This is a genomic window from Paraburkholderia fynbosensis, from assembly GCF_902859935.1.
Classification (GTDB): domain Bacteria; phylum Pseudomonadota; class Gammaproteobacteria; order Burkholderiales; family Burkholderiaceae; genus Paraburkholderia; species Paraburkholderia fynbosensis.
Map to the genome: position 1 here is coordinate 71316 of NZ_CADIKI010000020.1, position 25481 is coordinate 96796.

Here is a 25481-nt window from a genome sequence, read left to right on the forward strand (position 1 = left end):
GTGTAAGGTGTAAAGTGTCGTGTAAAATGATTTTCGTGGACGACAAAGAAGGAGGCCGCTTGAAAAGCGACACCGCCCGCCGGATAGGGCAATGGGCGTCCGCGCCCTTGGTTTTTGTACTCGCCCAGATTCGTTTTCTGCCGAACGCATCGGCAACCCCAGAGCAATTGCGTGACGCGATCATAAAAAGGGCCGGATCAAAATTTCCGACTATCAACCAGACAAGCGCTCTGAACTTTGAAATCACGTTGGATGCTCCAGCGCCGAGTCCGCAGAGAGCGGTCCCATTGGTGATCTATGACCTCGTGAACAATGACGTGGATGCAATGGTGCGAATCCAGCAGGGCTCGCTCACCTACGCGGTGACGTCTTACGTCGATTCACGTCAGTTCAGGAGTGAATGGCTCGAAATTACAGATGCGCTTACTGATGTCGACGTCACGTCAGTGATGCGACTCGGCCTGCGGTACGTTGATTTCATTATTCCGCAGCTAGGCCGTAAACCAGAAGAATACGTAAAGGCCCCATGGAACCTTGCTGGGGTACCGGCATTACCAGGTGCGCTACGCGGCCCGGACCTGAATGTTTCAATGATGGATGTTGCCTACCCACAAGGCCGATTGCGCCTACAGTTCATGAGGGGATTTGGGGTTCCGTCGCTTCCGATGGATTTGCAGGGTATGCTTACCCCACGTCAGGAATCACCTAGCGTTGTACATGCAGAGTGCGGAGTAATTGACAGTGATCGATGGATTGATGGCAATGAACTTTCTGTGGACCGTGCGGCGCTCGACAAGCTATTTACTCAAATGCACACCGATGTGTCTGCCGCGTTCCGCGCGATGATTACTCCTTTAGCTGCAGAGGAATGGAATCCAACAAACGTTGAAGGAAGAACCTCATGATCTACGCTACGGAGCGCGATGCGAAGTTGGCCAGGATGATTGGTCCGGAAGCAATGTGGCGCAAATCTGGTGCTACTTCGGTATGTCATGTAACTGCAATTGCAGTCGACGTTGGAACGGCACTGACCACTGTCACGATCTGCTTTGAGAAACCTGCGCAATACCGAGGTACAGCTATCAATGCTGCAATACCTCTGCCGTTCAAGCTCGGCTCCGACAGTCACCAGTCAGAACCGTCACTGACGACGCCCGCGAGGATGGTGGACGAGCTACGTGAAGCATTTGGTTTGAATGTCACGCAACTCGCGCAAGTTCTGCACATTGAACGTATTACTGTGTACGCCTGGATGCGTACAGAATTGCTAGAGAAGCTCAATCAATCCAACCGGAACCGCTTGTGGAGTCTTCACAAACTCGCACAGCAGTGGCGCGAGTACACTCCATTGAGTGGGAAATATCTCGTTGAACCAATTCCTGGCCTAGACACTACAATCTTCCAGATGCTTTGCCAGGAGGATCTGAGTCCATATGAATTTGCACGAGCGTATGAGCTCCTCGCGAAGGCAACAGCACCGAGCACGCGCGTGCAACAACATCAGGCAGAACGACGTACTGCTCTCAAGAAAGGGATCGAAAACCTTCGAAAGAACTCAAACAAATTTGGGATGAATCTCGATTGAGTGGTGACGAGCTTTTAAACTTCTTCCTGGACGAGCTCCACACCAGCGCAGAAGATAAGCCATTGATGGTCATGATTGCCGGTCCGAATGGGGCAGGTAAGACCACGCTTTGGCGTGAGGTGCTCGAACCAATGCTGGAGGGTGCATGGCAGGCTGAATACATCAACGCTGACGAGATCGAACGCGAATTGAATGAAGCCGCACAGGAAAATCCAGCTGCCCCTCAGACCTCAGAGACAGCTCGTCTTGCTCAAGCAGAGGCAACTAAGCGGCGCGCATTGATGCTGACCGCGTCAGTTGGAATGCAATGGCACTTCGTATACGAGACCGTCTTTTCTGACACGCAAGGGTACAAGCTGGCAGAGCTTTCGCGCGGGGTCGATGCAGGCTATTTCGTGGTGATGCTATTCGTTGGGCTTGATGACATTAATCTTGCGGAACAGCGTGTGCGCACGCGTGTCTCAGCAGGCGGCCATGATGTACCGATCGATGTCCAGCAAGCGCGATTTCCGCGCGTCTTCGAGAACGCCGGTAAGGCCTTGCAAATCGCGCCGCTAGCGATGTTTTTTGATAACACGGGCGAACGTGACGGTGGAGGTCGCACGCATCATCCCGTTGCGGTTGTGAAAAAGGGGGTCGTTCTTGCTCAACGCGACGATATGCCGGCGTGGTGGCACAGGATTACTTTCACCTGAACGTCGTCCAAGGCCGAAGTGCTGTCCCCGAGAAGCCGGCTTGGATGACCGGGCCACTCCGTGACCTGCCGTTGAACCCCTAATAGCGCGCCCGGCGGCAGCAGGGCCGTTTGGCGATGTTCGCTCGTCGCTTACGTACTTGGGGTCGTCTCAAGATTCGGAAATTTGCGCACATTAAGCTTTTTTGGACTATGCGGTGGATGGCGCTGGTCGTTTTAGCGACATTCACTTCCACGACATACACCGTCTGCTTCGACTGTGAAGCTCACAGTGGCAAGGTCGCTCTGAGTGAGGTTTTTCTGTCATCCGGGCAGCCTCCGCTGACCGTCTGGTGTGGGTCGACGATGTAGCCAACCGGCCGGTGCACGACGCCCGTTCGTGCCGACCGGATCCGGGTCGTACATTTTGAAGCGACAGGGCTATCCCCGGTCTCATCGGCTACCGAGTCTACCCCCGACCACAGATCGCCGTTGTCGCGGGCCGCAAATCCGGTCATCCTTTCCATATGAATGTAGACCGCATAGGTTCAAGAGAAGAATATCTGCGATAGGGACGTCGCAGGTAGACCATTTGAGATATGCGCACCACTAGTACCCACGCCATCAAGAACGAGCAGGGAATCTTTGTCTTTCGCGGTTAGTCTGCAAACGGGTTGCCGGTATCTTTCACTTCGGTATTGAGGTTGTATTCCGCGCGCACGCCCTTGAGCACGCCCTCGATGTCGCGCTCGAAGCCGACCGCGTTGCCGAAGTGGGTCATGTTCCAGTTGCAGCCTGTCTTGTCAGCCTCTTGCAACTGCGGCCGCGGCACATGAATCTTCACGCCATCCTCGACGATTTCCTGCAGTCGATGGATTCGCCGGTTGACCTCCTGCTGAAGCTGCGAGGCATTGAGCGTCCTGCGTATCATCCATTCCTCCTTCCGGTTCCTCAAGCCAGTCTAGCGCAAGTGAGGCGTTCCGCGACCTGGCGCTGAAATGCAAAGTGCCTGAGAGAGAGCAGGCGCCTCGGTGCGTGGGGGTGCGTCAGTAATTCAGTACGCGACAACTACGACGCCATTGCCGCCAATGCCGCGACCACGGATGCACGCATCGTCCCCCACCACCGACGTTCGCCTGGCCCATGGCTATGCCGCAAGTCGATGCTCGTAATACGGATGTTCCCTGTCGTCAAGTATCGCGTACATCGCCTCGAGGTCCGATGCGTTCGGACTCAGCCATGCATCGATCCTCTCAGGCTTTATCGGAACAATGCAGCGGTCATGACCCGCCGCCGCGACCTCTGGCGGCGGCTCGTCGGTTATGGCCGCAAAAGATAGCAAATCTGGCTCACCCGGTGCGCTCCACCGAGACCACAGACAGGCGACATGCATAAGCTGGCCGTTGTCCGGACGAAATTCCAGGACGATGTTTTCGGCCTGGTCGTGTGTCTCGGACAGAGTGCCCTCAAACTTCGCCTTGCTCACATTTTCATAAAAGACGTCAACCAGCATTACCCCATGCGTGTATCCGAAACAGGGTCGCCAGAATCCTTCCAGATTGTCGCGTCGGGCGTTGTATGTGCCGGGGTATCTGACATCGTAGACCGCCGGTTTGCCAGCAATGCGACATTGATAACGCATTGGCTTCACGATGCGTTGCCCGTCTTCGATGACCATCACGGGCGCGTAATGTCCGGGGAAAATCCGCGAATCCCGCGGCTTCGGCTCGGTTCGCTGCAAGTCGTCAAGCTTGCCTCGTGCCCAGGCAATCTTATCGGTCGCGATGCGCTGACTTTCAATGGCTGCTTTCGTTGTCTTTGTCTGGAGTGACCGTTCCGCGTCTGCGAGCCGCTTGCGCTGCTTGAACAGGTCCTGCTCAAGCTTCGTCGCCTGTGCCGAATTGAAGCGGCTGATGAGCGCGTTGATTTCGCGCTCTGCTTCATTCTGTGGTTCGGCGAAAGCGTCTTCCATGGCCTTCGGTATTTTTGCCTTGCTGATGCCCTCGGCACGCTCGAAAAACAGACGCGCGAACTCGTGGATGTCCATCAGGGCGCCGAAGGTGCGCACAAATTTTCGATAGTCCGCCTGGATCTGAGCCGAGTAGCACATGGTGCCTCCGTTTCATGCTGTCATGATACGCACTTCCCCAATCCCCTTAGCAGAAGTTTCTGCTGGCAGTAATCAGGCCGCCAAGCAGGTGAGACATATCGACAAGGCGCTGCGCAACCAGATGTCGAACCTCACCCTGGCATTGCCACGTTCCATACACGGCGAGTAGCGATGCGCCGAGCGCTTCCTTTCTCTGCTTCTCAAGCAGACTGGGCCACACGATGACATTCACGTTGCCGGTCTCGTCCTCGAGCGTCACGAACATCACGCCCTTGGCCGTGCCCGGACGCTGACGCACGGTGACGAGCCCGCAGCCACGCGCGAGTTGCCCATCGCGATAGGTGCGCAGCGTCGACGCCGGCATCAGCTTGTTGGCGAGCAGTTGCGGGCGGAGCAGTTCAAGGGGGTGTCGGCCCAGCGTCAGGCCCACCGAGCGGTAATCAGCAACGATGTCGTTTGCCTCAGTTGGCGCACCGAGCGCTGGCGTCTCGTCCTGAACGGCTGCTGTCGCGAGCATGTCCCTGTCTGGTACCGCCGCAACCGACTGCCACAGCGCTTCACGGCGATTACCGGCAAGGGAGGCGAGCGAGTTGGCATCAGCCAGCATATGAAGATCCTTGCGGTCCAGTTGCGCGCGGCGGGCAAGGTCGTTGACGCTTTCGAATGGCCGCACCGCGCGCGCGTTCTCTATGCGTTCCGCAGCGCCGTCTTTCATGCCTCGCAGTAGCGACATGCCGAGCCGGAGCGCCGGCCTTCCGGCGCCTGGCAGGTTCACCAGTGCGGAGTCCCAGCCACTGATGGTTACGTCGACCGGCAGGACTTTGACGCCGTGGCGTTGTGCGTCCTGCACGAGTTGCGACGGCGAGTAGAAACCCATCGGCTGGGAATTCAGCATCGCCGCGAGAAACGCCTCCGGCTCGTGGCACTTCAACCAGCTGCTGGCGTACACCAGCAACGCAAAACTGGCCGCGTGACTTTCCGGAAAACCGTATTCGCCAAAGCCCTTGATCTGTTCGAAGATGGATTCGGCGAAGGCGAGATCGTAGCCGCGCTCCTGCATGCCATGAACGATCCGGTCGTAGTATTTTTCCAGTCCGCCTTTACGTTTCCAGGCCGCCATCGCCCGACGCAGCTGGTCAGCTTCACCGGCGGTAAAGCCGGCCGCAAGAATCGCGACCTGCATCACCTGCTCCTGAAAGATCGGCACGCCCAGGGTTCGTCCAAGTGCGGTTTTCAGTGCGTCACTGGGATAGGAGACGGGCTCGAATCCCTGGCGCCGCTGCAGGTAGGGATGCACGGCGCCACCCTGAATCGGACCCGGGCGGACGATTGCCACCTCGATCACGAGATCGTAGAACGTCCGGGGCTGCATCCGCGGCAGCATGCTCATCTGGGCACGCGATTCGATCTGGAACACACCGACTGTATCTGCAGCCGAAATCATGTCGTAGGTCGCAGGGTCCTCCGCCGGGATGTCCTGCATTTCGAAGCGCTCGCCGCGCTGCTCAGACACAATATCAAGCGTTCGGCGGATGGCCGAGAGCATACCGAGTGCGAGGACGTCGATTTTCAGCAGACCGAGTGCCTCGAGGTCGTCCTTGTCCCACTCGATGACAGACCTGTCTTCCATGGCGGCATTCTCGACTGGCACGAGACGCGTCAGCTTGCCGCGACTGATGACAAAGCCACCCGAGTGCTGGGAGAGGTGCCTCGGGAAGCCAAGCAGTTGCGACGCGAGCTTCGCCCACGCCTGAATAAGCGGTTTTTCCGGGTCGAGGCCTGATTCCCTGAATCGCGCAAGCAGATCCTGACTTGTATCAAACCAGTGGTGCGACTTTGCGACGACGTCAACGATCTGGGGATCGACGCCGAGCGCCTTGCCGGTTTCACGCAGCGCACCGCGCGGTCGGTATGTCGAGACTGCCGCCGCGATTGCTGCGCGGTCGCGGCCATACTTGCGATAGATGTAGTGGATGACCTCTTCGCGACGCTGGTGCTCAAAGTCGACGTCGATGTCCGGCGGCTCGCCGCGCTCCTTCGAGATGAAACGCTCAAAAAGCATGTTGCCGCGGGCCGGATCCACCTCGGTTACGCCCAGGCAATAGCAGACGGCAGAGTTAGCCGCAGAGCCGCGCCCCTGACAGAGGATGCTCTGGCTACGCGCAAACCGCACGATGTCGTACACCGTGAGAAAGTACGGCTCGTATTGCAGCTCCGCTATCAGCTCAAGCTCGTGCTCAATCTGTTCCTGCACCTTGTGCGGAATACCGGACGGAAAGCGTCGTTGTGCGCCAATGTACGTTTCCTGCCGCAGATAGGCGGCCGGGGTGAAGCCGGTTGGAACAAGTTCGTCGGGATACTCGTAGCGCAGTTCATCCAGTGAAAAAGTACAGCGGCCTGCAATATCAATGGTTGCGGCAAGTGCGTCCTCGGGATACAGGTTAGCGAGCCGCAGTCTGGAACGCAGGTGCTGCTCGGCATTCTGTGTCAGGTCATAGCCGCACTCATGCACGGGCCTCCGAACGCGGATAGCGGTCATGGTGTCCTGCAACGGCTTGCGCGAGCGCACATGCATGACGACGTTGCCAAGCGCGACAACCGGGACGTCGTGATTCCGTGCGACAAACTCGACCGAGCCGCGGTGGATGTCATCCATTGCACGCTGGTGTAGAACAAGTCCCATCCAGGCGCGGCCCGTGAATGTGTCATCTAGCCATTCGACCTGCGCCGCCAGCACGTCTTCTTTCGCCGGAAAGTCCGGTACGAGAATGGCAAAGCACTCGGGCAGGCCGCGCAGGTGCCGGTTTTCCTTATCGGGTCGCGACAGGTCCTGCGGCGTCAGGCGGTATTCGCCCTTCGGGGCGCGTGTACGGGCCAGCGTAATCAGCTCGGACAGGTTGCCGTATCCTTCGCGGTTTCTCGCGAGGAGAATCAGCCCGAACGCGGGGGAACCGTCGGCGTTCACCAGGCGGAAGTAGGACCCAACGATAAACGGCAGGCGGGCTTCCTTCGCTGCAACGTGTGCGCGCACGACGCCTGCCAGAGAACACTCGTCGGTGACGGCCAGCGCTGAATAGCCCAGCTGCTCCGCGCGTTCAGCCAGTTCTTCCGCATGGGAGGCGCCGTGCAGAAAGGTGAAGTTGGAAAAGCAGAACAGCTCGGCATAAGCCGGCAGGGTGGAAAAGGTGGAGTCCATGGCGTGTCATCCGAACAGGCCATGCAGGAACCACCGCTGGTCTTCTTCAGCGTCCCGGCTACTAACGCGCTCGAGGTATATCCAGACGCAGCTCTGGTCTTCGCCCTGGGCGACGAAGTAGTCCCGGGTCACCAGTTCGCCATCAAACCACCCGGCCTCGATGCGTTCGGCCGGCGACACCATGCGCAGTGGCGAGCCGTAAAACGGCCGGTGTTTGCGCATAAGCAGACGCACCGGTTTTTCCAGAAGCCATGTGGGTCGCGCAAGCCCTTCAGGCAGCACGGTGCCTTTCGATGCGCTGGCGACAGGCACCCACCGATTGGCAATCTCCGGCCGGTAATCCGCGGTTGGCGCTGGCCGGAGCACGTTCCCTTCACCGAGTCGTGCAACGAGCAATTCGACCAGACGGGCGTGATCCTCAGCTGAGCCGCCAGGTTCTGGAAACAGCGTGTCCGATGCGGGCGCCGCAGGTTGCACACTGGCCGCATCGAGCCGCAGCGCAATGACTGGCGCGGTCAGTTCGATCCGTCCAAGGCGCTCCCTGATGAGCCGGACAAGATGGTCCTCGCGCCAGGTCGGCTCGCCCAGCGCGATTTCGATTGGCGTCGGCTCAATCGCCTGTCTGCCGCGCTCGTGCTCCAGCAGGAGGGTTGCGCCTGTCAGCGCCAGCTGTTTTGCGCACAGCCAGCCACATAGCTGCGCGATGAGCCGATGCGCACCGAAGAGCGCCGCTTCCGCATGTTCGATGCGGTCGGGCATTTCAATGCGTGCGGAGAACGTCGGCGGCAGTTCCAGCCAGTCAAAGAGTTCAGGTGCTGTGCCGAAAGCCCGGTCCAGCGAATCAAGAAGGTGCTCGCCGCAACGGCGTTGCAGTCCGGCACGCGGAAGCCGTCGCACGTCGGCAATCGTTTCGCAGCCAAGTCCCGTGAACCAGTCCGCAAACGGCCGTATTTCCGGCACTGACAGCAATGACAATGCGGATAGTTGCCGCTCAAGCGAGTCGATCTTGAGGACGCGCCGGTTGCGGTGCTTCGCGAGCAACCATGCACCTTGCCCGGTCGGTGCCGCGCTGATGCGGGCGGTCAGCCCGATCGCTTCGAGAATCGCTTTGGCGCGGCGGCACACCGCAAGCAGACCGCCGAACAGACGCAGGCTCGCGCCGATGTCGACAACCACGACAGCCTCGTCGAGCAGGGCGACATCTGGCGAAAATTGCATGAGCGCAACAGCGACCTCGCGTTGTGCCGCATATTCCCGGCTGGGGTCGCGCTCGTGCATCGCCACTTCCGGCGCGAGCGTCAGCACTCCGCCGCGTTTCATGCCGACCCGTACGCCCGCTGACCTCGCAACCCCGTCGGCAATGAGCACCTTGTCGCGATCCAGGACCACGCAGCCGTGCGCAGGTTCAGGCAGCCACCGTGGCCGGAAGACCTCGAGCTGCAACCGGGGCAAGTGGACGGCGAGAAATACGCGCATGGTGCGAAAACAGAACAGGGGTTGGTTGAAGAGGAATGGACAGAGGATCTGCGCGTGCTGGACCTCGTCGCTTTGCAATATCGACGGTCAGGCCGTCGCGCTCTGGCCTTAGCGCCAGTCGTAAAACGGCGGGGGACGCATCCTGCGCGGCCGCCAATGGACGAACCATGAAAAAAAGCGTTTCCGAAGACTGGGCGGCCAGATGAAGCCGCCGCAGTGAAGACGTCTGGACGTACTGCGTCCAGAACAGGAGTGCGCCGCAGCTTCCGGCACGCAGAATCTGCTCGGCTGACCACAAAGCATCGGCCGTCTTCGCGGCGCGGATCTGCAGCAGCTGTTCTGGGGAAAGACCGATGTACTCAAGACCGGGGCCGTTCGGAACGTGCGGTGGCTGAACCATCGCAACTGCCCGTTTGCCAAGTGTGCTGAGCGCAGGCCGAAGCAACCGCATCTCTCCCACGCCGGCCTGCTGGATCAGCAGGTCAATGAGCGCACCGATCGGCCATCCGCCGCCGGGCAGCTCGGCTGAAAGGGCCGGGTAGCCGGTATCGACCGTCCTGCCCCGGCCGCGCGCAAGCTGCGACGCCCGCCACAGGGACGGGTGTATGGCTTCCGGGACGGGTGATGGGACGGTCATTGGATTGCGCATATACCTGTATATATGTACAGTATCCTACACGGAAATCCGTAGCGACGAACAAGCATTTTTTTCGGAGGAGCCCAAATGAACATACGCGCTCGCAAGACTGTCGGCCATCCCATGCCGGAAATTGCGGCGTTTGTTGCCGGGATGAAAGCAGCGTTCGGCGAGCCGGAAATCGATGAAGCCATCCGCCGCAGCAGGGCGGGAGAACCGACGTTTTACGCGTGCGAAAATGGCCGCACTATTGGCACCCCTGCGCCAACGCAAGCCAACGTCTGGCGTGTTGACGGGGCGGTGCGAGACCGTCACTACTGCGCAGGCTGCGACGGTTCATGTGTCGGCACCGCAAAATCGTGCCGGGCGTGAACGGCACGAGAGCATACGGAGAGGATATGTTTCGATCTTTGAGTGTGGGCGCAATACTGCTTGCTGTTGCTTCGACCGCAGTCGCAGGAGAACGCTACGTTGAAATCTGGAACCCGCCTGAAGCGCGGATGCAGCCGTCCGGGAAGGGCAAGCCGAGACCGGGCAAGGTTGCGGTGCTCTCACATCACGTATCGAAAGCTACACCGCGCCGGGTCGCCGATCCGGTAACGAAGTCCTTGCCGAACAAACGCGTGGGGAATGGGCCTGGCAAAACTGCGACGCCGCGCGCGACAGACCTTCCCCGAATAATGACGCCCGAAGGAAATGTGCTCCGCGTGCACGACGGGGGAGCGCTGGTCGAGGTAGTCCATTAAAAAAAGTCCGTCCGGGAAGGCCCCTTCTCTGATCGAGAAGAAAAAATCCTTCACGTAGTCGGTCACGAACGGTAGAAGAGGGGCGAGCTCCGTCCGTCATCATCTGTCTCAGCGGGGCCCATGAAGCGTCATGCGCCCGCACCGTTGCTCAGACGTTCGGACGTCGTATGCATCCAGCAAGCGCTCATTCAATTCGCGAGGACGGATGTTGCTTCATCGGCCATTGCCGACGTTCGCGTGTCGGCTGCGGGATGCCTGCTCATGGCAGCACAGCGGTCGTTCGACAGCGTCAATTGCGAACGCCGACTGTCGACATCAACGAATGCGTACTCCCGACCGAGATGGAATGGACACCGCCCTCCCTCCGGGGAATTGGGCACGACTGAGGGCCTCCAGGACCGAACGGCATCAATGTGCCAGAGTGGAGTTGCGACACAACCACTTAAGGAACGGAGGCCCCAGATGAATGCTACGACATACGGACTCGACATTGCAAAGCGGGTGTTCCAGATGTACTGGGTCGATGCCCAAACTGGCGAGATCGCGAATCGGAAGTTCGGACGTGACGATTTAATTGCATTTCTGGCGCAGCGCCCTGCTGGTCGCGTCGCCCTCGAAGCTTGCGGAAGTGCTCACTGGTGGGCGCGTAAGATTCGGGCGCTCGGACACGAGGTGGTGCTATTACACGCCCAATTTATTCGACCTTTCGTACAAACGAACAAGACTGACGCGGCGGACGCCCGGGCAATCTGGACTGCAGTGCAGCAACCCGGCATGCGCACAGTTGCCGCCAAGACAGAGGACCAGCAAATGATGCTAAGTCTTCATCGCATGCGCTCGTTGCTTGTCAAGTTTCGAACGATGCAGATAAATCAGCTGCGTGGGTTGATGTATGAATTCGGCGTTACGTTTCGCGCAGGACGCGTAGCAGGACTCGAGGAGATCAGGGAGCGCATGGCAGAACTCGAAGACACACTGCCGAGATCGATCCATCTTAACCTTCTCGAACAGTTGCGTCGCATCAACCTGTTTGAGGAGGACATCGATCAACTCGAGAAGCGGATTGGCGCCTGGCAGAAACACGAAGCGGCATGTCGTGCGATCTCCGACGTGCCGGGTATCGGCCGCCTGACTGCAACGGCGTTGGTAGCTACTATTGGAGATGCGAAGACATTCAGGTCGGGGCGCGAGTTCGCTGCGTTTCTGGGACTTGTTCCTCGTCAGAATGGTACCGGAGGAAAGATACGGCTGGGTTCGATCTCCAGACGCGGCGACCCGTACTTGCGTACGTTGTTGATACATGGGGCGCGTTCTGTTCTGTGTCACACCAAGGTACCAACCGCATGGCAAAAAGCAATACAGGTGCGACGTCCAGCAAACGTAGCAACAGTGGCCATGGCGAACAAAATGGCAAGAATCGCTTGGGCGATCCTCGCTCACGGGACTTCGTACGAAGCGCATCATGTGAGCAACAGACCTGCATAGCAGGATGAGCACTTTGACGCGTTGAGGAACTGGTAGGTTGCTTGGGTTGATTTCAATGTGATGGCGAGACAGGTCGGACCGCAGGAACGCAAACCTGAACACAGTCTTGTGCTTCAAGCACGTGGCCGAGCTTGTGTGAAAACGCGCTAATCGCCTAAACTGGATTAACTCATTCAGCATGGGTGACCGGATGAAGCGATTCATAGAAGGTGAAGATCGCAAGCAGGTGACTCTGCTTCCAGAGTGCCTCGATGACTACGTCGCAGAGGACAACCCGGTCAGGATTATCGAGGCGTTTGTTGAAGAACTTGACCTCGGATCACTAGGCTTCGATGGAGCGACGCCGGCGACTACAGGTCGTCCGTCCTATCATCCAGCCGTGCTGTTGAAGATCTATATCTACGGCTATCTGAACCGGGTTCAGTCGAGCCGCCGGCTGGAACGAGAATGCCAACGCAATGTTGAATTAATGTGGCTCACCGGTCGTCTGGCGCCGGACTTCAAGACCATCGCTGACTTCCGTCGTGACAACGGCACCGGCATTCGCAACGTGTGTCGCCGCTTCGTGGTGCTCTGCCGTGAGCTGAAGCTGTTCTCGCAAGCGCTAGTCGCCATCGATGGTAGCAAGTTCAAGGCAGTCAATACACGGGATCGCAACTTCACCGAGGGTAAAGTCGACAAGCGCCAGAAGCAGATCGAGGAGAGCATCCAGCGGTATCTGAACGCGCTGGAGACTGCCGATCGTACGCAACCCGCTGAGTTGGAAGCAAAGACAACCCGCTTGCAGGATAAAATCGCACGCTTGCGCGAGCAGATGCGGAACCTCGATCAGATTAAGGAGCAACTCAAGACGCAGCCTGATGGGCAACTCTCGATGACTGATCCCGACGCGCGTTCCATGGCGACGAGCGGCAAAGGCTCGGGCATGGTGGGTTACAACGTACAGGTGGCAGTAGACGCCAAACACCGCCTCATTGTTGCTCACGAGGTCACAAACTCTGGTAGCGACCGGGGACAGTTGAGTCCTATCGCGAAAGCCGCACGCGATGCAATGGGTAGGACCAGACTACGGGCAGTCGCTGATCGCGGTTATTACAATGCTCCGCAGATCAAGGCGTGCGCAGATGCGGGCATTGTAGTGATGCTACCTAAGCCAACGACATCAGCGGCAAAAGCTCATGGCCGATTCGACCGGGCAGACTTCATCTACATCGCCCGGGACGACGAATACCAATGTCCAGCAGGCGAACGCGCGATTTACCGCTACACCGGAGAAGAACATGGCATGCAAATGCACCGTTACTGGAGCAGTTCCTGTCCTCAGTGTTCGATGAAATCCCGATGTACGCCGAGTAAGTATCGGAGAATTAGCCGATGGCAACATGAATCGGTACTGGAAGGAGTCCAACGTCGACTCGACAAGACCCCGGAGGCAATGACGATACGCAGACGGACGGTCGAACATGTCTTCGGGACGTTCAAGCACTGGATGGGTTACACGCACTTCCTGACACGCAGGTTGCCAAACGTGGGTACGGAGATGAGCTTGAACGTACTTGCCTACAATCTGATGCGAGTGCTGAGAATTCTGGGGTTCAAGAAGACACTGAAAGCTATGCGGCTGGCGGGTGCATAAGCACCCGTAACGCTAAAAGCAAACCCTTGAAAAGCTGCGTATAAAGCATTAGAACCGTCTAATGATTCGGTGTTGTCGAATCGATTGAAAACGTAGTTAAACACGCCGGTCGGTGTGACGCCGCGCGCCGCATTTGCCGCTCTCTTGGCGTTTCCACACGACCTGGACCCATAGCCGTCCTTCGACCTGGCGTGAGCGGTACGGCAGCTTCCCGCCCGGGACGGTCGTTCGATAGCCATATCGACCCGTAAGTCTCCGCCCTTTTTGGAGGCGCCGCCCCTTCATCCGCGTGGCAGAGGCCGCGAAGTCGGCCTATGCTTCGTGAGGGAGTCTCGCACCAGACGGCGCCCGGCGAAGAAAATTGAAAAAGCCGACCACAGTTCTCGTACGGGCAGAACATCGCAACCGCAAAAAGGTGCAAAGACGCGTTGGAGTCATCTATTTCCCAGCGGAACCGATTGGGTATATTCGTTCCACCGCATCGATAGCCGGCGACGACAGGCGAAACGATTTTATGAACTCATGTCTTTGCGAGATAGTCGGGCACCAAGCGCTCAAGAAAACCAGCTATGAAACCTATCGCAACCACCGAAGTGCTGTCATGCGCCAGCGCAGTCAAATCCTTGTCGCCGATTCTTATCCCGTGTCCAAGGCCGGCCCTAAGAAGTACCAGCAGCGCAATTGCCGCGATAACGCCTATCACCACGCGAGAGGCGCCTTCGATGAAGTTTTCGAGGCTCCGATAATCCGTCGCAGTCGTCTTTGCTCGAACGGCAATCGTCATCGAGAAAAGTGCACCAATCGAGCCCGCGCCGGCGACAAAAATCCACGGGAGCCGCTCGTCAACGTTAATTCCAGCGAGCACGCCGACTATCACAGATGCAAGAGGGACTATCACGCAGTCAATCACAGCGGTTGTTGTGAAAGCGTAAAACAGGCACCTACCCCGGCCTCGCAATTGGCGTTCGGCAGTCACTTGCGCTTTAACGACACCCAGTGTCGCGAGTGCGGCCTTGGTGTCTCCGCAAAGACCTTCTCGTAGGGCCGCCGCCACCCGTAAGTTGAAAGAGTTCGATAGAGACTCGGGCCACCACGGTAATAGGAGGCTGGCAATCTCTGCCCTCAGAGGCGCAATCACGCAATAAGCCTCGCGTTCCTTTGCAGCTTCGGCTTCCTTCGATATTTGGACGCGTGGGCCTTCTTTCGTCAAATATATGGCGAACAAGGGTTCCTTTGAGTAAATGCGAAGAATTTGTTGGCCCACGTGGTCGTAAGTGCCGACGCGAATGTCATCGACCGTCTCACAGAGTTTAGCGGTGGGGATGTCGGGAATAGTCGGCGCTGCTTGACGCACTCTCCAACGACGAGTAAGCCAATTGCCGGTCGCGGTTTGCCAATTCATGCTCGACTCCTGCAGCGCCTTTTCAGGTAGCGTACTCTTAGACAGTCTGAAGCGTGAGACAAAACGACCTGCATGAGGCGCCGAGCGACGGGCGGCAGCCCCACCCCAAGCCTCTTTGCCTCGACAAATGCTGCCTGAGGTGTTAGCACTGGCCGGCGTCGCGGCGGAATACGTTCTCGCACACAATTGTAGGACGTCGCCTGGGGAATTATTCGTCGACGCCGTGCGCATGTCCAGTTCGGCGGCAAGGTAAATACCAAGCCTCGAAAGACAGTGCGTCGCACGGAAGGCAGTCACACTTGAAACGAAGGAAACGATTCAGATTCTACGAAGATCGGGAGGGCAAAAATATCGTGAAGCCATCGTCGGCCTTCCTCCCGAAATCGCTACAGGGCCCGATTATTCAGTAGGCACTGAGTACGAGGGAAAGGCAGAAGTCCTTTCCAACGGGGAATACCTGCGGCTCGAAAATCAGGTTTTCAGTATAAAGGCGGAGTAGCAGCCAGCGGAGGAGTGTCCATTTCGCTAAAGCGGGAGGGAAGTTGGGGAACAGCCGCTCTCGGCGTCGGCGAGCCGTTCGCACGTCTCCGCTCATCAGACAATGAACGACGGCTCCTGGCCGACAGCACCAGTTCAATAAGCGAGCCACCGGGACGATGCGGGAATTCTCCATGGCAGCTTTCCGGCGTTGGTGCGAACGCGTACTGCCGGCCAATTTCGACCGACCGTTTAAGCGCTCTGATGGACATTTGAGCGTCGTCTACGCCCCTCAAAATCGGCCGGTCACCTGCAAGCTGCGCTCGCCAAGCAGTAGGCTGCCAAGCATACTACCGCGCACCAGTAAGCGGCTATCTGGTTGGTGAAGACCAACGCCACCTCTCCGTACCTGTTTGAGTTAGTCGTTACGAGTCGCGGAACCGGCGTCTTATGCGGAACGCATCAACCAAAAACAATTGTACGGAATGTTACAGAGCGAACGTTAAAAAGCTGCGGCCATCTATAAAATACTGTGTAGCGTCAGCTGTCATCGGACTACTACTCGCGGTGGAGGTAGGCGATGTATGAGCACGGAGTCGGGAAGTGTCACGTCGAATTGTCCACACGCTGCAATGCGGCATGTCCGCAATGTCCCAGAAACTACGCGGACGGACGCATAGCGGAGCTCCTGCCAATAACTGAGCTCGACCTGTGTTTCTTTAAGTCCAACATTCCGGACGTCCTTCTACAGACAATAAAAAGCTGGAACTTCTGCGGCAATTACGGAGATCCCGCTGCTGCAGTCGAATGCTTGGAAATTCTCGAATTTGTCCGAACGTGTAGCGCGACGACGCAACTGGTCATGCATTCCAACGGTAGCCTGCGCTCAGAGTCCTGGTGGCGCTCACTGGCGGCTACGGGAGTACACGTCTATTTCGGTATCGACGGGATGGAGGATACTCATTCCCGATACCGCAGGAACACTTCATGGGAGAAAGTGATTAGAAACGCAAGAGCCTTCATCGAGGCGGGAGGAGAGGCAACCTGGCAGTTTATCCCTTTCAAGCACAACGAACACCAGGTGGACGGCTGCAGGGACCTAGCCAAGCAGCTTGGCTTTAAAGGATTCGCCGTGCGGCGTTCGAACCGATTTCAGAGCCCGGCAGGTGAGGCGCTAAGTGGTGTGCTTGTCCCGAGCAAAGATCACCGAAACGGATATCTGCTGGAGCCACCGTCCCGTGAGGCGCACAAGACTCCCTTAATGAAAAGCGACTCCGCCCCGCAGTATCGGGCGATGCTCAATACAGCGTGTGTTCGGTGCAAGGCGGCTATGGGCGCAGAATTCTATTTGGCTGCGACGGGGCATGTATTTCCCTGTTGCTACCTTGGACACATCTATTTCAAGGGCGCGACTTCATGCTATTCAAGAGAGCTTCCTAGGCTGATACGGGAACATGGGCTCGACCTCGACGCTCTGAGCCTGCGCGAGCACGACTTTTTCGAAGTCATCGAGGGCCCAGTCTTCTCAGAAATCATTCCTGGAACGTGGGCACCTGGCGCCGGCAACGCCCTGCTAACCTGCCGGAGAATCTGCGGAGTCGAGTCGCTCGCTTACGAACCAGAAGTTTTCTCGCAACGCATCGAGTTCTAGCCTGTGCGCCGGATACTATGGATCACTTCAGAGTATCATCCGCGTACCGGCGGAATCGAAACCTATGTCAAGACGATAACTGACCGGCTTTCGGGCTCCTATACCATTGGCTTAATCGCCGGTCCTCAACAGTATCCGAGTAGCACGCAAAACATTCAGCATCTGGCGTCGCTAAACCTCTCCTATCCGCAGACCGAAGAAGAATTTAACAAGGTGAGCGGTAACCTTGTCAGATCTGCCCGATGTTTTAACCCTACCGTCATCCACCTAGCCAGCGCGGGACTTGCAGTTTATGCGGCGCAGCTCGAACCAATTGCTCCTCTGATATGCACAGTCCACTGCAAGGATCTCACTCAGCCATGGCAAAGTACGCCTGGACGTATACCTCAAGCCGAAATTCGGCGTGGGCTCCTTCGATGCCGTACGGTCATCTGTGTCAGTCGCTACACGCAGCGATTCCTGCACTCCCTCGTCCCCGAGATTCAGAGCACGGTCATCACCCATGGAATTGACATCCCGGGCCGGCCATTGGGTTGCAGACCGGCGCCGCCACGACCACGGTTGATTAGCGTCTCAAGACTAGTGCCAAGGAAAGGACACGCGCTGCTGGCAAAGGCACTGGCGAACGTTCACATGCCGTTTTTTTGGGATATCGTGGGCGACGGTCCGGAACGCGGGAACGTCGAGAGCTGCCTGTCCCGCTGGTCGTTGGGTGGAAAAGCGAGCATGCACGGAAGGGTCCGGGACGATCGCCTACGGCAGCTCCTATCGACCGCAACACTGTTTGCATTAACGCCCGTGGAGATCCACTCTGTCTCTGGGATCGATGCGGAAGGTTTCGGTCTTGTCTACCTTGAGGCTGCCGTCCATGGATTACCCGCTATTGCCAGCGCTGCAAGCGCTGCTGAGGAGATCATCGTTCCAGGGCATACAGGCATCCTCGTGGATCCTGAAAACACTGATATGTTCGCTGCGGCGATCATAGATCTGTTCGCGCACCCGGACCGTTGCCGTGAAATGGGCGAGGCGGCCCGTGAACACGTGCAAAGACAGTTTGGAATGGACCGCCACATCGACGCTCTGATTCGCGTCTACGCCGCTGCATACGGGGCCTCACCATAATGAAAGCTGTTTTCTACACGACCAACGACATGGGAACGGGGCACGCGCGAAGAACCTGTGCGCTCCTAATGGCACTTAGGGCGCAAATCGTCAACTTGGATGCGGTTGTCCTTACCAACAGCCCGTTTCGTGAGCTTTTCGATGCCGTTCGCGTGCCAACCTACTATTTTCCGCAACTTTACACGGCACCGCGTTCGAGGACCGGGACGGCCAGCGCCCGAGTATCGCTAAACATGCACGAGGACGTAGCGTTGGCGTGTCTGAAGTCTATCGCGCCCGAACTCACGGTCTTCGATACATACGTCAGCCGACGGGTTGCCTCCAGCGTCAGGAAATATTCCGACTACACGTGTCTCGTGTTCCGCAAATGTACGCCCGAAACGTTCGTGCGATATGTGAGGGCGGGATATTTCGCCTTCTTTGACCTTGTGGTCGTACCAAATACGCAGGCCGACTTTGCCTTCGCGCTGCCTTCCAGCGCTCTGGATGAGTTCCAAGCCCAGTCAACTGTGCTCTACGTCGGACCCATCCTATTTCCGGAGATCGGCAGCGCTAAATCAACTGTTGCTTTGAAGGATCGCAAAATGGTTCTCCTCTTGGGCGGAGGAGGTGGATACGATGCGTTGCAACGCCCATTTTTTGAGCGGGCCGCATGTGCTGTCGCCGAGGTTTCGGCACAACTGAAAGGGTCTCTTAGCTGCTGCGAAGTGCGTGGCCCGCTTGCGCAGGACACGGCGCAGGCTGATATCGAGACGCTCAGGTCGCCCGTCGACGTTCTCGCGCTTATCGAACAGGCCGAGCTCGTTATATCTCATGGTGGTTACAACTCAGTCAATGAAATCCTTGCTGCGGGAGCGAGAGCGATTTTCTGCCCTTTCTACAGAAGAACGGAGAGTCAGGCTGAGCGCGTGAACGCGCTGCGAGGAAGATCGGCAACTCTCGTGGTTGACTCCACCATCGGGCCCGAGGATCTTGCAGAGGCTATCGCGTCAGTGATCAAGGAACAGAAGCCGGAAAGGATTCCGATGCCGGGCGCCGACCTGGCGGCTGCAGCTATTCTCGATCTTGCCCGCACACGGCTCCACGCGTCGACAAAGCCGCGGCGACCTATTCACACGGAGCGGGTGTCAGTTCACTGGGACAGCGCTTGCAATCTGCCCGACGACGTTGCAGGTCGTCCCTCCACCATCATGCTTGAGCTCGGGCTAGGGGCGGCCGCAATGCTTTGCGAGCGAGCGCGTATCGGGGTGCAGGCGCTCTGCGACCGGGGTATCCCCGAGCAGGACATCGAGATTCACTTCGCGGAGGCTCAAGATTACTCTTGCCTGCCCGCTCTCGTTGCTTTCCTCGCGAGCCGGCGCCTGCGGTCCGTCTCAGGTACCTTGATCTCAGCATCTCACTGCTCTGAAGCGCTATTCCAAGCATTCGAGAGATGTCGTTCATTTCCCGTGAGTTTCCGTTACGACATTATCTAACTCGAGGGGCAACCATGTGGGCCATCACTTCCTATTTCAATCCCGCCAAGTACGCCCGGCGCCTAGAGAATTATCGCAACTTCAGAAAGGAGTTGCGGATCCCCCTCGTTACGGCGGAGTTGTCGTTTGACGGAACGTTCGAACTACAGGCCGATGATGCCGATGTCGTCGTCCGGGCGTCAGGGGGATCCGTGCTGTGGCAGAAGGAAAGATTACTGAATCTTGCGCTCGATGCTGTACCTGATGATATACGCCTCGTCTGTTGGCTCGATTGCGATGTCATTTTCGAGAACGAGAACTGGCACCATGTGGCTGCGGAGATGCTTAGGACGTATCCGCTGGTGCAGCTTTTCTCTGAGCTCGTCGACCTCAAGGCATCGGAAGCCCAGTGGGACCGGCACCGAATTTCGGACCTGCGAAGCCGCGTCACAGGCAATAGCATCGCATGGCTCAATAGTCATGCGATGCTCGACCAGTCCAATTTTTCGCCTCGCACGGGTCAGGACATGCGCACGGCATGCTTTGGTCTTGCCTGGGCAGGGAGCCGGGAGCTGATTGCCAAACATCGCTTCTATGACGCGATGATCATCGGCAGCGGCGACCGTTCAATGGTTTGCGCGATGTATGGCCGATTCAACGACGCAATCAACACACTCGAACTTAACGCAGCGCGAGCCAAGCACTATCTCCCATGGGCCAAGTCTTTCCATGAAAGTGTCAACGGTAACGTTGGATGTGTCGAGGGCGCCCTATTTCACCTTTGGCATGGCGAAATCAAGGATCGTCATTATCGGGACCGTCATTCCAGGTTCTCGCATTTTCCGTTTGACCCGGCGCATAATTTGACGCTATCGGAATCGGGGGCTTGGCAGCTTGTCGATGCCAGCAACGCGTGCACGGATTTCCTTCAGGCCTATTTTCACGAGCGGCGCGAAGACGGTTAAGAACTGTCATCGAAGCGCACCCTTGCGTCCGGTTTATCAGAGTTGGTGCGCTCCGGTTTTCTGTCTGCTTCAGTGTCTATCCCCCAGATTTCAGCGAGGCCGTAGTGCGCTTTTAGCCTTAGCGAAGCGTTAAGCGATGTCGTCCTAGCGCCAGAATCTTCCGGGCTGACCATATCGGACGCGTCATCGAGGCAAAGGTCAAATACCGACAACAGTTTGGAAGCGAGCGCCATTGCGTGCCGCATGGAAGACTGCCACAGATAGTCATAGTACCTGTCGAACTGCGTGTCGAGGCTGCTACGTAAATCCGGCACTGCTTCGCGGATGCGGTCGAGTGCCCGCATACCTTGATCACGGAGCACATGCGCTATGGTTTGATTGCTTTCGAGCGTATCGACCTGGTGACTGGCCGCATGATGCGACTCCGTCCGTGCTGACGCTGCATATTCGCAGGCACGGATTGCAACGCGAGTCGCGTCCGTATCTAGATGTGCCGCAAACCCGTTCGGTACGCTGGCGGACCTGTTCTTGCCCGCATAAGGAAAGGAGGCAAGTGCCGGCGCCAGAAGCTGCGTAATGTCAGTCAACACGGTGGCATGGGTGCGCGACTCCGCGGTAAGCAAGCGCGAGGCGGCGAAAAGGGCGGATGACTGCAAAGGCGAAAAGGGTATATACCCGTACCATTCGTTGTAGTACGGTAATCCGAAATGAAATCGGTTCAGAAAACTTACGTAGTGGTTCCCAACCCTGTCTTCAAGCGTTTCACCTTTCTCCATTGAAAAGGCCCGAAGCAGTGACTGTCGTGCAACATGGCGTGCTGCACGGGACCACGGCGGTATGCACATATTGTCAAAGCTGGCGGCAGACCGGACTTCATCGAGAATGTGTTCCTCACGCCACAAATCACGATAAACTTCTCCACACCCTCCGTTGAGCCGAACTGTTTTCGTATTACCCCAGAGCGTTGGCCAGTTGCTTGCGCCTACCCGATGATGTACACCGGCCTTCGCCGAACGCCAAAAGCCGAGCACAAACGCCGAGCCTTTCGAGAATCTTGGATGTCCGTCTCCCGTGTCCAGCTGTGCGCCGAACTGGTTGCTTATGACGGCGCCCAGTTCGAAATCGTTGGCATAGTCAGTTTTTTCCACCCTGGTATGACACGAGTGCAGTTGTCCATTCCGAAACGCGCTCGCGAACGTAATACGTGAGTCACGCCCCCCTGATAGATCGAGAATCCGATGGTTAAACCGCTTTGACCGGACTGCCGCGCGAACATTTTGGGCGATCTCTTCAGCGCCGCGTTGGATCAGCTCCTGATACGCTACCCTGCCGTGGTTGCCAACCTTGAACTCGGGCTTCAGTACCTCGCTCACGGTACCGTTATCCGAAATCCGCAGGTATGAGTCTGCGCGGCAGATGCGCAGGCCATCTAGCACCGTGTTGCGCGAATAGGGATGAAGAAACAGCCGGTGGTTTGAAGACAGCTGGGTCCATATGGTTTCAATATCAGGTTGCCTTTTTATGTGCATGATCGACATGGCTATCGCGATCAGGTGTGACCGGTTGCTGATCAGGCACCCCGTGTCGAAATGCGCCAAATAGATAGGACACAGACCAAAAAGGTCGTTGAGAATCAGCACCTCACCTGCTCGCGCGACGACTGTGAAAAAGCAGCCGTACGTCGGCAACTGGCCGTGATGTCTGAACGATGGGGTGGCGCCGAGCCGGTCCTCGCTATCTACGAGTACACCGTCAACCGATGCTAGTCCCGAAAAAGCCAGTATTTTGGGTCGATCTCCCCGTTCGACATTGCATGTCGAGGCCTTTTTGACCCTGATCAAATAGTCCGGAAAGGTATTTCCGGCAGGATAAAAGGAGCCCATGACCGAATTTCCAGCGAAATTGCACGTCGAATCCTGACGAAACTCAGGAATCAGTACGTATTATCTCGTTGCCTACGTTGAGTTCAGACGGCAGCAACAGATCCATCGCGAATCACGCCCTAACCGTGTTGCGGGAATCGGCCAATGACGCGGTGAATAATGCAAAATCAGCTTACTAAATAAGCCAGAAACGTACGCAACCACGGGGCGATTACAGCCGGGGTGCCATGGACACTATCAATATGACCGTGTCTGCCAGTCATTGGCATTACGGCGGCCCGTTTTATCAGTCTGTCGCCGGGCTGTTGGGTGACCGCCCGCTATAAAAGATATAAGTCAAAAGTAAAGTGCGCCTAGATGTAGTCTTGCATATGTGCGATAGGGCGCATTTGGGGTCAAAAATCGCGGCATGAAGACGGTGGGCGGCGAAAAAGTTTTCACATCCGAGACGCGTATGGACATCAACTCGTCCAGATGCTCCTTCTTCAGGACGCGATTTTAAGGCGTCTAGCTGGCCGGTATACCCGGGAAGCTGTCGCGAGTTTGCGCTGGGTCGAATGACGGCAACGGGTCGGGAAGACTCATTCGCCAATAGAGCTGACACTCGCGGATACCTAGTCGCGAACGTCGGCAATGAGACCAGGAACGGCAACACGTTCCTGATCGGGCACCGTCGGCTATGGCCGAACTGTACGCGTAATGGGTCCGCCGCCAGAAGCGGGCGTTCGTGACTGGCGGTTTTCGGGCAGGCTGGAAGCGGACACAGCGGTGCCAGACTTGGAAGCGGCCCGGAATGGTGAAGCACGCCTTACCGCGATGTGGCTTCATTCCGAGGTGGTAGACTGCTGGCCTCGGGGCAGTTGTGATGGTGTCGCCGCTAGCTGCGGTGCAGTGAGCGGCGCGACCAGTGGCCGGCGTGTTCGTGCACGTCACGCAGTGATGCGGCGCAATATTACTGAAGCCGCGTCAGATGCGCTACCAATCCGGCTTAAGAACTGGGAGGTGGTTGGGGAATGGCTTGTAGATTCAACATTGCGGCCCTGAAGGCCATTGCACAGGCCCCGGCCTCAGATGCGGCGAAATGGCTGATCGGCGCAGAAGATTCAGTCGGCTTCCTGAAACAGAATGCTCAGAGCGAGGAAATCGTTATCTACGCTGGCGGACCGGCCGTGCTCATTCACGCCGTGCTCGCACCTCTTCAGCAGGTCACACCAGCCGATCAACAGGACCTCATGAATCGGTTCGTCAGCACCGATGAGGCCTGGGCGATTCAGAAGAGCTACGGCGGAGGAGAAGGTCACCGCGTTTATCTGGAGCCACCAATGGGGTCGGGCAATTCGCTCGCCGGTGGCGAGAAGCTGATCTACCAGCGCAGCTTTCATGGGGTGGACAAAGGCGAGCGTGCAATGGAATTGAGCCAGAAGCTCGTGCACGCCCTGGACCTGCACTTCGTGGTAGAGCGGAACGCCTACTGCCGGCTGGACTCGCGGGGCGACATCGAAGACGTGATCCGCATCATCCGTGCGGACCTTGCTCCCGGCAGCGAGAAACTGGTGGCAGTCACCATTCTGACGGAAGATCTTGCCAGGTACATGGCGTTGGCGGGCTTTGCTTTGGTCTTCTTCTTTGACTTCACCCGCTTCAGTCCCAGTTTCGACGGCTGGGGCGACCACGAGCGCATCGATCGTAAGGCACCGGACCTGTTCTATCACGGCGGTGGCATCCACAATGCCAGCTACGTGAACGGGCGTATGATCGTGCGCCCGACCGTCACCGTGCAGGACTTGGTTGCCGAGTGGGAGGCGGAGTCCAATCCCAAGAGAAAGAAGGAGTACGCCACCTTCAAGATCTTCGATCGCAAGAACAACTGCGAGTTGGAAACCTCATGTGCACCGGAGTTCCTCTCCAACTACTTTCAGAAGTCGGATCTGCCCTGGGAGATATCTCCGGCGTTCTTTCGTGCCGATGTATTGCACAGGTTCAAGGCGGACCCTGAGAAGTACAGCCTCGACGATCGTTCGATCACCTGCCGCAATGCTTGGTACTTGAAAAGCTACGACATCAACGAAGCCGGCCAAGTGCATGCCTACATTGGTGACTTGGCACGTCTCCCGATTGAGGAGCAGCGCTATTGGCAGTCCTTCAACGAGTGGCCGAACGGGTCGATATCGAAACGAGCCTATGAAAACGACATCCTTGGTGAGTTCAGCTCCGAATACGACCCCCTCAGCCGCCTGAAGTACAAGATCGGGAAGCTGAACGCCACCCCTCCTGATTGGTGGCAGCCGCGCTCTGAAGGGCATATGGATGCCGCGCGGTATCCAGCTACGGACTCGGTCCTTGAGTGGGCCAACGAGATCATGGCCTTCGATCAGGTGCTCGTCGAAGGTTTTCAGGTCAAGCCCCTGCGCAGGCTGCTTGAGTCCAATGGACGAAAGGCAGAGGCAAGCTGGGCCTCCCTGCGTGTGGTCGCTGAACTGGCTATAGTCTCAGGAATGACGGTGGACGAAGCCAGAGCTCTGCTTACACCGCTGAGTCGGCTGCATGCGCTGAGGAGCATTCTGAAAGCCCACAGCTCCGTCGAAGAGAAGGACAAGGAAGAGAGACAAGCGCGCGCGGCACATGGGACGTTGCGTGCGCAGTTCAAGGATCTCGCTGCTCAATGCGACCGCAGCTTTGACGACATCATGCGCATTCTTCGAATTGCTGACTTGAATCCGTAGATCGCGAACGGTGACGTAGGTGTGATATGCGCGGCGGCCTCGGGACGGACGCCTTTGACGGTGGCGGCCTAAGACTGGTAGGTGGCCTTCGCGGCTTCCTTGCCCCAGCGGCCGCCGACAGCGACAGCGCTGTCATCGAGGCACTAGGCGAGCGGGGCCAGGTGGTCGCGGTCGGTCAGGCCGTTGTGCGTCTGGCAAAAGGCCGGCGCCCGTCAGGCCCCGATCGACCAGCCGGAAACCGTCCGCCCGCAGATCGGCTC

At 57.6% G+C, this 25481-nt stretch carries 18 protein-coding genes; 11 read left to right on the top strand and 7 right to left on the bottom strand.

From position 1 onward, the window contains the following. Window positions 1-59: 59 nt before the first annotated feature. Genes HV770_RS28220 through HV770_RS28230 form a run of 3 tightly spaced genes read left to right on the top strand, consistent with a single transcriptional unit; the run spans window position 60 to window position 2280 of the window. Window positions 60-905, top strand: coding sequence for a TIGR04255 family protein (locus tag HV770_RS28220; RefSeq protein WP_175164847.1), 846 nt, complete (start codon window positions 60-62; stop codon window positions 903-905). Continuing rightward, window positions 902-1585 (top strand): hypothetical protein, encoded by a 684-nt coding sequence (locus tag HV770_RS28225; protein ID WP_175164848.1) that lies wholly within the window; start codon window positions 902-904, stop codon window positions 1583-1585. The genes HV770_RS28220 and HV770_RS28225 overlap by 4 nt, the downstream gene beginning before the upstream one ends. Further along, complete coding sequence (locus HV770_RS28230) at window positions 1582-2280, top strand: ATPase (RefSeq protein ID WP_175164849.1); 699 nt, start codon at window positions 1582-1584, stop codon at window positions 2278-2280. Before HV770_RS28225 ends, HV770_RS28230 begins: the two co-directional genes overlap by 4 nt. 636 nt (window positions 2281-2916) lie before the next feature. Here HV770_RS28230 and HV770_RS28235 read toward each other — a convergent pair. The 5 genes from HV770_RS28235 to imuA all read right to left on the bottom strand — a co-directional run bounded on the left by HV770_RS28235 (window position 2917) and on the right by imuA (window position 9677). Then, window positions 2917-3189, bottom strand: a complete 273-nt coding sequence (locus HV770_RS28235; RefSeq protein WP_106285617.1) for a hypothetical protein — start codon at window positions 3187-3189, stop codon at window positions 2917-2919. A gap of 216 nt (window positions 3190-3405) precedes the next feature. After that, entirely contained in the window at window positions 3406-4368 is a 963-nt protein-coding gene (locus HV770_RS28240) for an SOS response-associated peptidase family protein (protein WP_175164850.1), read from the bottom strand. 46 nt (window positions 4369-4414) lie between these two features. Then, complete coding sequence (locus tag HV770_RS28245) at window positions 4415-7564, bottom strand: error-prone DNA polymerase (protein ID WP_175164851.1); 3150 nt, start codon at window positions 7562-7564, stop codon at window positions 4415-4417. 6 nt (window positions 7565-7570) lie between these two features. Then, window positions 7571-9040 (bottom strand): Y-family DNA polymerase, encoded by a 1470-nt coding sequence (locus HV770_RS28250; RefSeq protein WP_246291235.1) that lies wholly within the window; start codon window positions 9038-9040, stop codon window positions 7571-7573. Beyond that, window positions 8970-9677, bottom strand: coding sequence for a translesion DNA synthesis-associated protein ImuA (imuA, locus tag HV770_RS28255; RefSeq protein ID WP_175164852.1), 708 nt, complete (start codon window positions 9675-9677; stop codon window positions 8970-8972). Before imuA ends, HV770_RS28250 begins: the two co-directional genes overlap by 71 nt. An 87-nt stretch (window positions 9678-9764) precedes the next feature. Between imuA and HV770_RS28260 the strand changes: the two genes are divergently transcribed. The 3 genes from HV770_RS28260 to HV770_RS28270 all read left to right on the top strand — a co-directional run bounded on the left by HV770_RS28260 (window position 9765) and on the right by HV770_RS28270 (window position 13544). Beyond that, window positions 9765-10049 (top strand): hypothetical protein, encoded by a 285-nt coding sequence (locus HV770_RS28260; protein WP_175164853.1) that lies wholly within the window; start codon window positions 9765-9767, stop codon window positions 10047-10049. Between the two features lie 836 nt (window positions 10050-10885). Beyond that, complete coding sequence (locus HV770_RS28265; protein ID WP_175164854.1) at window positions 10886-11908, top strand: IS110 family RNA-guided transposase; 1023 nt, start codon at window positions 10886-10888, stop codon at window positions 11906-11908. Window positions 11909-12098: 190 nt separating this feature from the next. Then, a complete protein-coding gene (locus HV770_RS28270; RefSeq protein ID WP_175164855.1) occupies window positions 12099-13544 on the top strand; it encodes an IS1182 family transposase in 1446 nt (481 codons plus the stop codon). Between the two features lie 520 nt (window positions 13545-14064). Here HV770_RS28270 and HV770_RS28275 read toward each other — a convergent pair. Next, window positions 14065-14946 carry a hypothetical protein gene (locus tag HV770_RS28275; protein WP_175164856.1) on the bottom strand — a complete coding sequence of 294 codons (882 nt, stop codon included), beginning with the start codon at window positions 14944-14946 and terminating at the stop codon, window positions 14065-14067. 1057 nt (window positions 14947-16003) lie between these two features. Between HV770_RS28275 and HV770_RS28280 the strand changes: the two genes are divergently transcribed. From HV770_RS28280 to HV770_RS28295, 4 genes are read left to right on the top strand one after another with little or no spacing between them, the layout of a single operon-like run. Further along, window positions 16004-17074: a radical SAM protein gene (locus tag HV770_RS28280; RefSeq protein WP_175164857.1), complete on the top strand. Its 1071-nt coding sequence runs from the start codon at window positions 16004-16006 to the stop codon at window positions 17072-17074. A 3-nt stretch (window positions 17075-17077) separates the two neighbouring features. Then, window positions 17078-18196, top strand: coding sequence for a glycosyltransferase family 4 protein (locus HV770_RS39455; protein WP_175164858.1), 1119 nt, complete (start codon window positions 17078-17080; stop codon window positions 18194-18196). Beyond that, on the top strand, window positions 18196-19671 hold the full coding sequence (locus HV770_RS28290; protein ID WP_175164859.1) for a glycosyltransferase: 1476 nt from the start codon (window positions 18196-18198) through the stop codon (window positions 19669-19671). Before HV770_RS39455 ends, HV770_RS28290 begins: the two co-directional genes overlap by 1 nt. 14 nt (window positions 19672-19685) lie before the next feature. Further along, a complete protein-coding gene (locus tag HV770_RS28295) occupies window positions 19686-20615 on the top strand; it encodes a hypothetical protein (protein WP_175164860.1) in 930 nt (309 codons plus the stop codon). Here HV770_RS28295 and HV770_RS28300 read toward each other — a convergent pair. Then, entirely contained in the window at window positions 20612-22498 is a 1887-nt protein-coding gene (locus HV770_RS28300) for a hypothetical protein (RefSeq protein WP_175164861.1), read from the bottom strand. The two genes, HV770_RS28295 and HV770_RS28300, sit on opposite strands and share 4 nt — an antisense overlap. A 1013-nt stretch (window positions 22499-23511) precedes the next feature. Between HV770_RS28300 and HV770_RS28305 the strand changes: the two genes are divergently transcribed. Then, window positions 23512-25221 carry a hypothetical protein gene (locus HV770_RS28305; RefSeq protein ID WP_175164862.1) on the top strand — a complete coding sequence of 570 codons (1710 nt, stop codon included), beginning with the start codon at window positions 23512-23514 and terminating at the stop codon, window positions 25219-25221. The last annotated feature ends 260 nt before the right edge of the window (window positions 25222-25481 follow it).